Here is a 13,476-nt window from a genome sequence, read left to right as displayed (position 1 = left end):
GTAGATTGTCCAGAGTTCTTCACAAATAAGTAGGCACTAAATTCTATTTTACGCATCTAGTCTATACTTTTATTTTATAAATATGATGAATTATTCACGAGTCAGTTTTGTCTTTATACCTTCATAAATGCTATAAGGAACAAAAAAAGAATTTCCACCTGTTCCAAGCTGGATATTCGGTCTATTTTTGCCATGAAAATCAGTACCTCCAGAAGGAATTAAATCATATTTGTTACTTAAGTATTCTGCATATAGAGTATCTTTTTGAGTATAAGAAGGGTAGTATTTCTCTATCCCAGTAAGTCCTATATTTCTCAAGGTTTCTATGTGTTTTTCCATTTCACTTTCTGAATATCCTAATAATCCTATCTTTTTATTATAATGTGCTAAAAAAGCAAGACCTCCTGTCTTTTTGATCAAATCCAATGCCTCTTCTACTTCCAATAATTCATCATCACCGTAAGGTATGGGATTCAAATATACGTCCCAGACTTCCTGTGCATCACAACATAGTTCTTTTTCTATAAGATATTGGTGAATTGTATATCTATCAAGATATCTTGTCATACAGCCGTTCCTCAATAAGTTGGAGTCGATATCAATTCCTTTTTTTCTCATCAGCTCTATTATATTCATTGCACCGTCATCTCTAGCCTTTTTCATTTTAATATAATGTTCTATAAAATAAGAATGATTGATATCCATTCCAAGACCTATAATATGTAAGATTCTTTCCTTCTCATATGAAACACTCATCTCTATGCCCTTTAGAAAATTAATATCATATTTTAGGGCTTCTTTCTCTGCTTCAGCAACTCCTTCAATGCTATCATGATCCGTCAAAGCAATTGCTCTTATTTTCTTTTGATTTGCAAGTTCTATTATTTCTTTTGGACTACATGTTCCATCAGACATATAGGAATGTACATGCAAATCTATTATTTTTTGCATATAATCGCCTCCAGCTTATTGGCCCATATCAAGCTTAGCATATAATAGAAACTGTAGATGCCTCCATTGAATCAGTCTATAATGTTCGACTAAATCATACTAAATTTATTGTTGTACTAGTTCTTAACATGCTTTCTTAAGCAAGTAGAACCGTCCGAAGATAATAACGAACATGCGAAATCACATTGTGATGTGCCTGCAAAATCATGTAACAGCAATCCAACTTCTCTCATGTGCTGACTTTACGATTTTTTCGCAAAGCATTAATTCTCTTTGGCCCGTTTCAAAGGTAGCAAAATCCGTTTTTTTATTTTTATCATGACCCGCTTCTACTATATAGTTGTATACCTTTTTGAACATCTGCTTCGAAGTATCTGGAAAGCCCTCGTTATGTCCACCTGGGAAATCCATGATTTCTTTTGCATAATCATCCACAAGCGAAGGATCTTTCATCATAATTTCGTTATTGCCATCCCGTCTTCCAACCCAAAGCTCATTTGGTCTTTCAGAATTCCAGGCTATTGATTTCTTAGAACCATAAATTTCAAAGTACAGTCTATTTTTTCTTCCGGCAGCAACTTGATTTACTGTCATAGCACCATGAGCACCATTATTAAATCGTAACAGTACCGTCGCATAATCTTCCGTATGAATCGGAATATCTTCATAGTCCTTAGCATCAAGCACTTTATTGGAATACGTTTCCAATGGCTTCAGTGGTTTTTTCCTAACAGGATGAAAGGTAGCAAAATCAGCACATACTTCGCTAACTTGTATACCTGTAATAAATTCCACTAAGTCCAGCCAATGAGAGCCGATATCTGCAATCGCCCGTGAATCACCACTGAACTCAGGTTGTAATCTCCAATTAAAGTCAGTTTCATAAAATAGCCAATCTTGCTGGTAAGAGCCATTTACGGCTAAGATCTGTCCTAAATCATGATTTTCTATCATTTTTTTTACCTGATGCATTAAGGGATAAAATCGTAAGTTAAATGTACCGCATTGACGAGTTGCTTTTCCCTGGCAATTTCCACTAATTCATTGGCTTGTTCCGTATTCACCGCCAGTGGTTTTTCACATACAACATGCTTTCCTGCCAAAAGCGCTTCTTTTGCCATCCGGTAATGAAGATGATTCGGCGTACAGATATGTACTGCATCAATCTCTTTATCAGCCAATAGATTCATGTAATCACCATAATATTTATCAACATGTAATACTTCTGCTTTTTGTTTTGCTACTGCTTCGTTACTATCAGCAAGTGCTACAATTTCAACAAACCCTAGTCTTCTTAGTGCCTCTATATGCGCCGGTCCAATAAAACCCGTTCCTATAATACCGACTTTTACCTTATCCATCTTTATCCCTCCTGGCTTTCACCTAGATAAACCTCTTGATGTCATATTATAAACGAGCTAATATGCCTCTTGCTGAGAATAACTGCTTGTTCTCTTAATTCCAACGTGTCCTCAAAGGCTTTATCTTCCACTTCAATGCAGGCTGCACCACGATACTTTATATCTGTAAGAGCAGAAATAAATTTCCCCCAATCGATTTGTCCAAGCCCCGGAATCTTAGGCGATATATATTCTAACGGTTTGGCCATACTGCCCACTTCATTAAGCTTATCTTGATATACTTTCATATCTTTAATATGAATATGATGTATTCTCTCTTTAAACTCATAAATCGGCTTAATATAATCCATATGCTGCCACAAGAAATGCGAAGGATCATACGTAAGCCCAAAATTTTTACTGGGGATCATTTCAAACATTTTTCTCCAGATAGCAGGAGTTGTTGCCAAATTCTTACCACCTGGCCATTCGTCATTGCTAAAGTACATTGGACAATTTTCGATTAAAACGTTAATATCATACTGCTCTGCCATTTTTATAATCGGTTTCCATACTTGCTCAAATAATTTTAGATTTTCTTCCACACTTGTATACTGATCTCTGCCGATAAAAGTGCTATAGTTTTTTATACCCAACTTGTTTGCTGCTTTTATCCCTTCTTTGATATGGTGGATATAAAATTCCCTTTTTTCCAGATCAGGATCTAAAGGATTCGGATAATAGCCCAAAGCAGATATCTCTATACCTTGCCCTTTACAGTATTCTTTAATATACTTTGCTGTTTCATCATTGATGCTGGTTACATCGATATGGGTTACACCGGCATATCTTCTTTCAGCCTTTCCGACTGGCCAACATGCCAATTCCACACATGAAAAACCTCTTTCCGCAACACAGGTTATTACTTCTTCGAAACTCAGATCACTCAATATAGCACTTACTAAGCCAAGTTTCATCCTGCCAACTCCTTTTTTTAAAAAATGGAACTGTGCTTTTATATTTCTCACATTCATACAACAACTATATTAATGAATCACTGACAGCCTATTGATCTTTTTTCTGGAAAAGTACGGCAAGAATAATGATGCTTCCTTTTACTGCACCAACTAAAAACGGCGGAATACCAAGCAACGTCATCATATTATTCATAATCCCCAAAATCAGCATACCCGCAAAAGTACCGAATATCGCGCCTTTACCACCAGCCATACTTGTGCCGCCAACTACGACTGCAGCTATGGCATCCATTTCATATGCCACACCGGACGAGGAAGAATTAATGCTGCCAAGCCTGGAGGATTCAACGACAGCCGCTAAAGCAACAAACAAGCCGCCAAGTGCATACGTCGCAATTTTGACTTTATCTACATTAATCCCTGAAAATCTTGTTGCTTTTTCATTGCTGCCGACTGAGTAAATATAGCGGCCTAATCGAGTATATTTCATGAAAAACATTGCGATAAGTACAAGAATGATCCAATAAAAAATGGATAAGCTCCAATTAAATATTTCATAATTGGAAATTAGCTGATATTCCTTATTGGCACTAATAATCCCGCCGCCTTTTAATACGTATTGAGCAACTGAGCGGTAAATGCTCATAGCTCCCAAAGTAACAATAAAAGCCGGCAGTTTGCCTTTGGCAATAATGGCACCGGTCAGAGCTCCAAGAACAACTCCAAGGAGGATTCCTGCCATAATACCAAGCACAATACTATTGGTCATATTAATCACTGCAAGGATAACTACGCCGCAAAGAACCATCATCGACCCAACCGATAAGTCAATACCGCCAAGAATAATAATTGCAGTCATCCCAATGGTAATAATACCAATACTTACACTATTTCGCAGAATATTAGTTATATTATTAATAGATAAAAATTCATTGCCTCTTATAATAGAAGATATAACAAATAAGATGATTAAGGCAACAAGCACACTATAGTCTGAAAATATTTTTTTTATATTCTTTTGCATCATCATGGCAATGCCCCTTTAACGATATTTTTCCAATTATTATGATTAAAGTTGTCCTCCAGTTGCTGAAATCATAATCTTTTCTTCATCAATTTCGATTTCACATCGATCCAGCACACTTCGAATGGCTCCATGGTACATAACATAAATTTTGTCACATAACTTCAATACTTCCTGGGCCTCACTTGAAAGAATAACAATACAGATACCCTCTTCAGCCAACTTCATAATGATTTGATATATTTCGATTTTTGCACTAATATCAACACCCTGGGTTGGATTATCAAAGATAAGAATATCTGGTTTCGCTTCAATCCATTTGGCAAGAATCACTTTCTGCTGGTTCCCCCCAGAAAGACTTGTAATAAGATCATTGGCACTCGCTAATTTTATTTTAAATTCATTAATATGTTTATTGCTAATAGCCGTTTCCTTCTGACCATCAATTATCCCCCAGCGACAGCACGCTTTTAAGGTTGCAATCGACATATTATGCAAAATGCTGAGATCTTTAATGATGCCATTTTCTTTACGATTACGCGGTATATAGCCAATACGCTGTGCCACGGCTTTATCCGTACCAGTCATTTTAACCTCTTTGCCGTTAATTAAAATGCGCCCCTCATAACACTCTTTACATCCAAAGATAGTACTAAACAACTCACTTCGCCCGTCTCCCAACAGTCCAGTGAACCCTGCAATTTCTCCCTTTCTGAGTTGAAAATTAATATTTCTAAACTCTCTTCCGTAAGCTAGATCCTGAACTTCTAAGACGATTTCTCCCATCACGCGGGGACAATACACTTTGTTTATGCCAATTTCCCGTCCTACCATAGAGCAGGCGAGGTCAATTTCCGTGACCTGGTCGTCAACCTTTCCCTCCGTCACCAAACAGCCATCTCTTAATACTGAGTAAGAATCACAAATCGTTAAAACTTCGGTAAGTTTATGGGATATGAAAATGATACTAACACCGTTATTTTTAAGAACCCTCATAACTTGGAAAACGTAATTAATCTCAGTTTCATTGAGGGACGTTGTCGGTTCATCCATAATAATAACGCGAGCATTCATCAATAAAGAACGGGCTATCTCTACAACCTGCTTGTAAGAAGCATCTAAATCTTTGACCATTGTACAAGGGTCAAGGTTGATATGAAGCCTTTTTAAAACTTCTGTGGTTTTCTCGCACATTGTTTTCTTATCAACTAGTCCATGCAGAGTAATTTCATTACCTAAAAAAAGATTTTCATACACCGTCAAATCATTTACAAGATTTAATTCCTGATGAATAAATGAAATACCCAATGCATTGGCCTCATGAGGGGAATCAATGCTTACCTTCTGATTATCAATTGTAATTTCACCTTCATCCAAGGATACTATGCCGCCTAGAATATTCATTAGAGTTGACTTTCCTGCGCCATTCTCGCCAATCAGCGCGTGAATCTCATTTCGCCCAAGAAGAAAATTTACACCTTTCAAAACGTTCGTCGACCCATATGCTTTTTTAATCTCTCGCATTTCTAAAATATAGTTTGACATATTACACCGCCTCATTACCACTACTTATTAGAGCTATTTAGTTAAGTCTTGAAAACTTATCCAAATAGCTCTTAATAACCTATTGATCAAATCATATCTCGCTGTGTATGTTAGCCAATTTAATATGGGGAATTGGGATCGAGATATTTAGCTACATTATCTCTGTCTACAATTTCGGTATCCAAAATAACTTCTTTTTCTGGTTTTTTGCCATTTTTAACTAGATCTGCAGCAATTTGTACAGCATCCATAATCATCGCAGGACTGTAAGTAGCTGACTCCAAATAGATTTCTTTTTCACTACCCATTAAATTAAAATATTCCTGACACCCACCACCACCGGTTATAACTTTTATATCTGTCCTCTTTTGCTCTTTTATGGCACGATACACACCTAGTGCAACCTCATCGTCGATAGTAAAAATTGCATCCAGATGGGGATTAGCAGTCAAAACATCCGGCGTTACCTTTAAAGCATCCTCCCGGCTCATTGAGTTTGATGCGTAACTGCGATACTTAATATTAGGAAATTTTTCAGCAATCGTTTTCTTAAAGCCTTCCATTCGTTCCACATTTACAGAACCAACATTGGGAACTTCAATGGCAGCAATGATTCCTTGACCGCCAAGTTTTTTGCCAATATATTCGGCACTTTTAACCCCCATATTATAGTTATTGCCAGCAACATAACTCGTTGTATTAACATTTACTTTCCGATCAAAGTTAATTAAAGGTATTCCTGCGTCAACCACTTTCTGTGCAATAACATCTAATTCATTATTGTGAGGCAAAAAAACAATCGCTTTACTTTTTAGATTAATCAGCTCTTCCATCTGGCTAACTTGTTGATTCGCATTAGACGAAGTGACCAGCTTATAGTTAAGTCCTAATTCTTTTGCTTTTTTCTCCGCGTAATAAGATAAAGCAGCACTCCACCCATGATCAGCACCCACTACACAAATGCCAATCAGATCATTTTTCCCACTGTCAGCCACAGTCTCTGCTTTTTTTTGGCTATTGCCGCAACCTACCACAAGAAGTAACACCGAGAGAACAAGAAAAACGCTTACTAATTTCATCATTTTCTTCATGTCTATTTCCCCCCAATTTTATATTACTTTCTCGATAATCATTTTTTTGAAATTTAAATCTAACTTAAAAAAGGCTTTCAGCGCCATATTTAATTAAAAATTCAATATATTTAGAAGAGACTGATATTTATTACATATAGTACCTTAAAGATCTTCCTACTTATTACTATAGAGAAGAAAAAAACTCTTCTTCTCTATAGCTTTGTCATGAAACCATTACTATTACATAATGGTTATCGCTGATCTAATTAGGTATGAAAAATTGCAAGCTTTCCTTTTTCTTTACGAGTCCTTGCTAATTCTTGGGCATAACGTTTATCAAATGTACAGCAGCCAACCTTACTTTGTTGAATTAGCAATTCTAAACAATTATCACATAATGTACAATATTTAATTTCATTTTCTTTGCCCTCGCGAAGTTTCTTTGGCAAAAATGGATCAGCAAAAGATTGACGTCCTAACCCAACCATATCTACTACACCACGTTCAACACATTGCGCACCATAAGGAAGCAGAGAACTTTCTTCTTCGCTAACAGCACAAAGCCCGTTTTTACCATTGCGAAAGGGCGAGAAGTTAGAACCAATCAGTACCGTTTCAAGCTTTAAGTTCTTTTTAAACTCTTTGGCAAAATATTGGTGCAAGTACGCATAATATGGAATGTGTTTATCAACCTGCGTTAAGCTAACTGTAATGGATGGGCTGCCTGCGGATTGAATAATATAACCTGCGCCCCGCTCTTCTAAGCCTTTTATTAATTTAATTGGTTCGCTTAAATCAATAATCGGTGAATCTGGCGCATCTGTGCCAAAGCCTCCTGGAAATCCTTCCCACGCAGAGATTTTAGAGCCAAGAATAAAATTCTTATCATTTACTTCTTTTTGAATGCGCTCATATAACTCAAAGGCAAAGCGGCTGCGGTTTTCCCAAGAACCGCCAAATTTCCATTTTCGGTCGTTATATGGTCTCAAAATTTGTGATCCCAGGTAACCATGTGATAATTTCAGATCAATACCATCAGCACCCGCTGCATGAGCAATCTTGGCCGCTACCACATAGTCATCCATAATTTGCTCTACTTCTTCTTCTGATAAAAGATCCCCACCATAGCCAGGAAGTGACTTTACCGTTACTCTTCTTGAGAATGCCGGATTTGAAATTTCACCTGAATGTGTCAATTGGAAAACAAACAGCGATTTTGGATTTGCATCTTTTACTTTTTTAACAAATTCAGTTAACGGTTTTTCATTTACGGGCTTAATCATTAACTGATTATCCCTTGCACGGCTTTCTCTTGTAACCGAAATCGCCTCCAAAGAAATTAATCCAGCTTCACCTTTAGCTAAATTGACATATCTCTCGGTTGTAATTTCGGATGGATTACCAGTCTCATCCTCATCATTACATTCCATTGCCTGAATAAAAAATCTGTTTTGTGCTGTTCTGTTTCCAATTTGGATCGGATTTAATAATGTTTCTTTATAACTCATTTTCTACATCCTCTCTTGAATAAATATTTTTATTTATTAATAAAAATTCTCTCAGTAATTTCAGGTGACACAAATATTTTGATCAACTCTTTATTGCTCTTCAGCTCATGAAGTGCATCTTCTAAGTCTTCTAATGGGACAACTTGAGAAAACATCGGTGTAGGATTAATACGTTTGTATTTTAAAAGATTAATAACCTCAGCCCAGTCGTTGCCAATCCCTGCACAACTACCCCGAACTTTCTTTTCGCCTAAAACAAATTCATAGGGTTCAAATGAGGCAGTCTTCCCCTGCCCAACTACGCCGAATGCTTCGACAACACCGCCTCTACGAACCATTTTAAATGCTTGCTCATAAGTTGCAGTCTGCCCAATGGCCTCAAGTACATAATCTGCACCGACTCCGCCCGTAATACGTTTTATTTCTGCTACCACGTCATCTACTTCATTGATGTTTATATAATAATCAGCGACATTCATTTGTTTTGCTAATTCTAAACGACTTCTACTGTCGCCAGTAATGATAACGGGCGCTGCACCTCTCACTTTAGCCATAGCTGCATGAAGCATACCTAACCCGCAGCCAAGCACAACTACACTAGAAGAAATTTTACAATCCATGACTTTTGATGCCTGCAATACAGCTGTCATAGGTTCAATAAACGCTGCCGAATAATCATCTACTTCTTCTGGAATAAGATAGCAATTCTGCCAGGGAGCTTTTACGTATTCAGCAAATGCGCCATTAGTATGTATACCCAACTGTGTAAAGTCTTGGCATAATAATCCTTCTCCTCGCCTGCAAAAATAACATGTTCCGCAGGTCATACATATATCCGCGGATACTCGATCTCCTACTTCAATCCCTTTCGCATTTTTGCCGACTTGGTCTACAATGCCCCAAAATTCATGCCCTGAAATAAGCGGAAGATATTCTTTGGCATATTCTCCTGCATAAATTTTTAAGTCTGTACCGCAGATACCGCACATCTTGACTTTAATTAATACTTCATCATCACCTATTTCCGGAATAGGCACTTGTGCAATTTCCATTTTCCCCGGAGCTTTTACAACTTGAGCACGCATCAATTTTGTCATTGGTTTTTCCCCCTTACTTTAAATGTACTCTCTCGGAAATCCAAGAGTTATAGTGAGCAAGGTCTTTGGCCTTGTTCATTTATTACCTCATTTCTGAATAGTCTGTTATTTGAAACTATTAATCTTTGCTGCTGAATAATTTATCAGAACGACCTTCATAAGGTGCTTTGATTAATAATGGCTTTAAAAATGCCGCTGTTTTTTCTACACCATCCATACGACTCATGGTAACATCTTCATGCTCATAACTAAGAACCCCATTATATCCTGTCATTGAAAGCTCTGTAATCAGCCTCTTCCAATTTACATCGCCCCAGCCAGGGATACGAAAACGAAATGATCGATCCAGCCTGCTCATATCACCCTGCATCAACGTGCCGCCTGTAGGTAAGTTATGTGCTACTAATTCAGCATCTTTCGCATGAACATGAAAAATCCGCTCTTTCAATCGATCAACAAAAATTTCAGGGCTTAAAGAAAGATACGTTACATTTGCCGGATCAAAATTATATCCCAAGCAAGGATGATAATCTACTAATTCCAGAGCTCTTTCAGCTGTATGTATATCATATATAAAACTATTTGGATGAGGTTCAATTGCGAATTTCACACCGTATTCTTTGAATTTATCTAATATTGGCGTAAAACGTTCTACAAATTGTTCTTCATATTCACTCCAGCCGTGCCCATAGGGGAAAAAGAAAAAGCGTCCCCAGTTTTCTACTCCAGGATATCCTACTACAACCGGAACTCCCAAAGCACTTGCTGCTTGAGCTGTTCGTATTAAGCTTTCTGTGCCATGTTTAATCTTTTCTTGGGCACTTCCTTTATATATGAAATCTGTTTCTATTCCCGTAGGACCCATGATTAAGAATGAATCCGCATGATTGCTAAGTGCTGATATCGATAGGTCAAAACCGGCAACCATCTTCTTAATTTTTTCTGCATTATTTCCCTTTATAACGTCCTCTGTCTCCAATTGCCCGTTACCTTCATAAGCGGGTATTTCTAACGCTTCATAACCATAGCCAGCGACCATTTTGGCTACCTCTTCCAAAGATCTCTCCGTAAAATTTGCAGTAAAAAAGCCTAGCTTCATTTTTTATTCCTCCTAATCGTAGTTTTAATAATAATAAAATAGCGTTTGATAAAATTTGCATTTTATATTCCGTTTAATTTTGTTTGCTTCTGTCTTTGTGTTTATTATAGCATCACAACATAATAATCACAACATAAAATTCAAAATTCTTCACTTTTTTTCACAAAACTCACAATTCCAAAAAAATATTTGATTTTGTTTCCGTTTGATGTTATCATTCAGTCATAAACAAAACAATCCAGTAAATTTGTTTGTTTGCACTAAGCAAAAAGGAGGAACGGCATTGATAAACACATTAACGCTAAATCCTGCCATCGATAAAGTTCTGTATCTTGAAAAACTAGAGAAAAATGTTACTAGCCGCATTCAAGATACTGCAGAAGTTATCGGCGGTAAAGGTACCCATGTATCAATTAATTTAAATATCCTTGGGAAAAACAGCAAAGCTTTTGGTATCTCTCACGGAAAAACAGGTCAAAGAATTATTGATGCCTTGGCTAAATTCGGTGTAGATGTTCGCTTCATTCATAAGGCAACTCCTAATAGCCGCACTAATTATTTATTGGTGGAAGAAACCGGCGACTGTACTATCATAGCTGAGAAAGGAGTTCAACTATCCAATTGCGATTTACAAGATATAGTATCATGCATGAAAAATGAAATCCAAACGAATGATTATCTTGTGTTATCTGGCGATGCATCAAATTCCCCTGATACAGCAGTCTATAATGAAATATTAACTGAACTAAAGGACAAAAAGTTAAAAATCTTTTTGGACACCAGTGGTGATTCATTAAAACAGTGTATTACAGAGTCGCCTTTCCTAATTAAACCAAACCTTGATGAGCTGTCCACGCTGTGTAACCGCGCTCTTACTTGCGATGAAAATGATATTGTATCCGCAATTGATTCACTTGCGCCATATAATATTGAAATCATTGCCGTATCACTTGGCAGTGCTGGATCAATTATCAAAACATCTGACGGTATTTTTAAAGCAACCCCTCCCAAGATCCGTGTTATAAATACCATTGGCTGCGGTGACAGTTTTTTATCCGGCTTAATTTATGGTATTCATAATCAGCTTTCCACGATTGACATGATAAAGCTTGCAACCGCTGTATCTGCCGCAACTGCCGAATCATCATTGTCAGTTGGGTTTAAACCAAAAAGAGCATACGAGCTTATTTCTTCAGTGACTGTAAACAAAATTCGTTAAAATAAACTATACATAAGAGAAAAAGGAGCGTTTATAATGAGCAATTTATCCTATATTGAAACGAGAGAAGAAATGGCGATCGTCGCCAAAAACATGTGGGACCGAAGATTAACGAATGCAGCTGGCGGCAATTTCGCTGTAAAAGTGGATGAAAATCGCATTCTTATCTCTCCATCTTTAATGTCTGAATGCTTTCACTGCAACATACAGCCAAAGGATATGTTATTAATCGACTATGACTTAAATCTTCTTGAAGGTAATGGAAAACTTTCTCGTGAAGGATTAATGCATATGCTGATTCTAAAAAATTTTAAAGAAATCGGATGTACAATTCATGCTCACCCATTTTATTGCATGCCATTTGTTTCACAAGCAAAACCAATCCCAAATGTAACAGAAGCCACTTTAGGAAGAGGCTATGTAGGTTGTATTGAATACACAAAAGCATATACTCCTGAGTTATCACAAAATGTATATAATTATTTTGAAAAAAATAGGGCACTTGCTGAAAAGAAACCCATTGGTGTTATTCTTCCTCTTCACGGCGTTGTTGTCTCTGGACCAAACATCTACATGGCTTACAGCATGTTAGAAAGAATTGAGACAGATGCCTTTTGTACGATTACTAAAGATTGCATATAAAATTAAAACACCTGTTTGACAGGTGTTTTAATTACTAATCCTATAAAAACTTCTTAAATGAAACCATATTTCCGTTAAACCATACGGTCACAAACAAAAATATTATTCCAGAAACAGTTGACTAAACACAAAATGATTGGTACTGTTAAGAAATAATATTGTTATTATGCTTACACCAATAAATATAAAGAGTTGATAAATATGTACAGTGTTGAAAGAAAATCGGAAATTATAACTATGCTAGAAGAAACAGGAAGCGTCGACGTTAATGTTCTTGCAGTTAAATTTGCAACTTCCAAGGAAACAATACGTCGTGATCTTAGAGATCTTGAAAAAGATGGAGTACTAAAGCGTACTCACGGTGGCGCTGTACTTGTTGAGCAATCTCATAACACATCTAATTCTAGCGAATATCCCGTTGGCATACGTGAAATACAACGCTTTAATGAAAAAAATCAAATTTGTAAAAAAGCGGCTTCATTTATACAAGAAGGAGATACCATCTTTGTCGATAACAGTTCGACTACAATCTATCTAAGTAAGTATATTCCGCCTGAAATTCATGTGACGATCATCACAAATTCAATTAAATTCTTATTAGAGTCTATAAAATCTCCTAATTACAATCACCTTATAATCTGCTTGGGCGGTATTTTTAAGGACCGTAATCTTTCGGTATATGGAAACGGCACTTTAAAAAGTGCCGAGGAATACTATCCTAATAAAGCCTTTTTATCTTGTGCAGGTATAAGCTCACACAATATGCTTGCTGACTCTAGTATTCATGAAATCGATGTGAAACGTATGATGATTGAACATGCCCAGGAAGTTTTTATACTTGCTGATCACACTAAATTTCAGAAAGGAAGTCAGATTTTCTTATCTAGCTTTTCAGCTATTGATTACATTATTACAGATACTCAAACGGATAAAACCAATCTCGAATATTTAGATGCAACAAACGTAAAACTGATTGTAGCCGACTAGTAGTTCATTGCAAA

Annotated in this window: 13 protein-coding genes; 3 read left to right on the top strand and 10 right to left on the bottom strand. The window is 36.7% G+C overall.

Features of this window, described 5'->3' with window-relative positions:
- Nucleotides 1-90: 90 nt before the first annotated feature.
- From FR7_RS02750 to FR7_RS02710, 10 genes are all read right to left on the bottom strand, one after another.
- Nucleotides 91-951, bottom strand: coding sequence for a PHP domain-containing protein (locus FR7_RS02750; protein WP_007951937.1), 861 nt, complete (start codon nt 949-951; stop codon nt 91-93).
- Nucleotides 952-1,155: 204 nt separating this feature from the next.
- On the bottom strand, nt 1,156-1,923 hold the full coding sequence (locus FR7_RS24020; protein ID WP_007951936.1) for a Gfo/Idh/MocA family protein: 768 nt from the start codon (nt 1,921-1,923) through the stop codon (nt 1,156-1,158).
- The gene (locus tag FR7_RS24015; protein ID WP_007951934.1) at nt 1,923-2,312 is read right to left on the bottom strand and encodes a Gfo/Idh/MocA family protein; all 390 of its coding nucleotides are present in this window, start codon (nt 2,310-2,312) and stop codon (nt 1,923-1,925) included. The genes FR7_RS24020 and FR7_RS24015 overlap by 1 nt, the downstream gene beginning before the upstream one ends.
- 41 nt (nt 2,313-2,353) lie before the next feature.
- Nucleotides 2,354-3,268, bottom strand: coding sequence for a sugar phosphate isomerase/epimerase family protein (locus FR7_RS02740; RefSeq protein WP_007951933.1), 915 nt, complete (start codon nt 3,266-3,268; stop codon nt 2,354-2,356).
- A gap of 88 nt (nt 3,269-3,356) precedes the next feature.
- Nucleotides 3,357-4,298, bottom strand: coding sequence for an ABC transporter permease (locus tag FR7_RS02735; protein WP_007951931.1), 942 nt, complete (start codon nt 4,296-4,298; stop codon nt 3,357-3,359).
- A 39-nt stretch (nt 4,299-4,337) separates the two neighbouring features.
- Nucleotides 4,338-5,837 (bottom strand): sugar ABC transporter ATP-binding protein, encoded by a 1,500-nt coding sequence (locus tag FR7_RS02730; protein ID WP_007951930.1) that lies wholly within the window; start codon nt 5,835-5,837, stop codon nt 4,338-4,340.
- A 119-nt stretch (nt 5,838-5,956) separates the two neighbouring features.
- Entirely contained in the window at nt 5,957-6,928 is a 972-nt protein-coding gene (locus tag FR7_RS02725) for an ABC transporter substrate-binding protein (RefSeq protein ID WP_007951929.1), read from the bottom strand.
- Between the two features lie 248 nt (nt 6,929-7,176).
- Nucleotides 7,177-8,418: an oxidoreductase gene (locus FR7_RS02720; protein ID WP_007951928.1), complete on the bottom strand. Its 1,242-nt coding sequence runs from the start codon at nt 8,416-8,418 to the stop codon at nt 7,177-7,179.
- A gap of 29 nt (nt 8,419-8,447) precedes the next feature.
- Nucleotides 8,448-9,515, bottom strand: coding sequence for a zinc-dependent alcohol dehydrogenase (locus FR7_RS02715; RefSeq protein ID WP_007951927.1), 1,068 nt, complete (start codon nt 9,513-9,515; stop codon nt 8,448-8,450).
- A gap of 118 nt (nt 9,516-9,633) precedes the next feature.
- Entirely contained in the window at nt 9,634-10,614 is a 981-nt protein-coding gene (locus FR7_RS02710) for a sugar phosphate isomerase/epimerase family protein (protein WP_007951926.1), read from the bottom strand.
- A 283-nt stretch (nt 10,615-10,897) separates the two neighbouring features.
- Between FR7_RS02710 and FR7_RS02705 the strand changes: the two genes are divergently transcribed.
- The 3 genes from FR7_RS02705 (at nt 10,898) to FR7_RS02695 (ending at nt 13,462) form a co-directional block, all read left to right on the top strand.
- Nucleotides 10,898-11,833: a 1-phosphofructokinase family hexose kinase gene (locus FR7_RS02705; protein ID WP_007951925.1), complete on the top strand. Its 936-nt coding sequence runs from the start codon at nt 10,898-10,900 to the stop codon at nt 11,831-11,833.
- A 36-nt stretch (nt 11,834-11,869) separates the two neighbouring features.
- A complete protein-coding gene (locus FR7_RS02700; protein ID WP_007951924.1) occupies nt 11,870-12,475 on the top strand; it encodes a class II aldolase/adducin family protein in 606 nt (201 codons plus the stop codon).
- Nucleotides 12,476-12,676: 201 nt separating this feature from the next.
- The gene (locus FR7_RS02695; RefSeq protein ID WP_007951923.1) at nt 12,677-13,462 is read left to right on the top strand and encodes a DeoR/GlpR family DNA-binding transcription regulator; all 786 of its coding nucleotides are present in this window, start codon (nt 12,677-12,679) and stop codon (nt 13,460-13,462) included.
- Nucleotides 13,463-13,476: the final 14 nt, after the last annotated feature.

This window comes from Pelosinus fermentans DSM 17108 (assembly GCF_000271485.2).
GTDB lineage: Bacteria > Bacillota > Negativicutes > DSM-13327 > DSM-13327 > Pelosinus > Pelosinus fermentans.
This window is presented reverse-complemented; position numbering and strand designations above follow the sequence as displayed.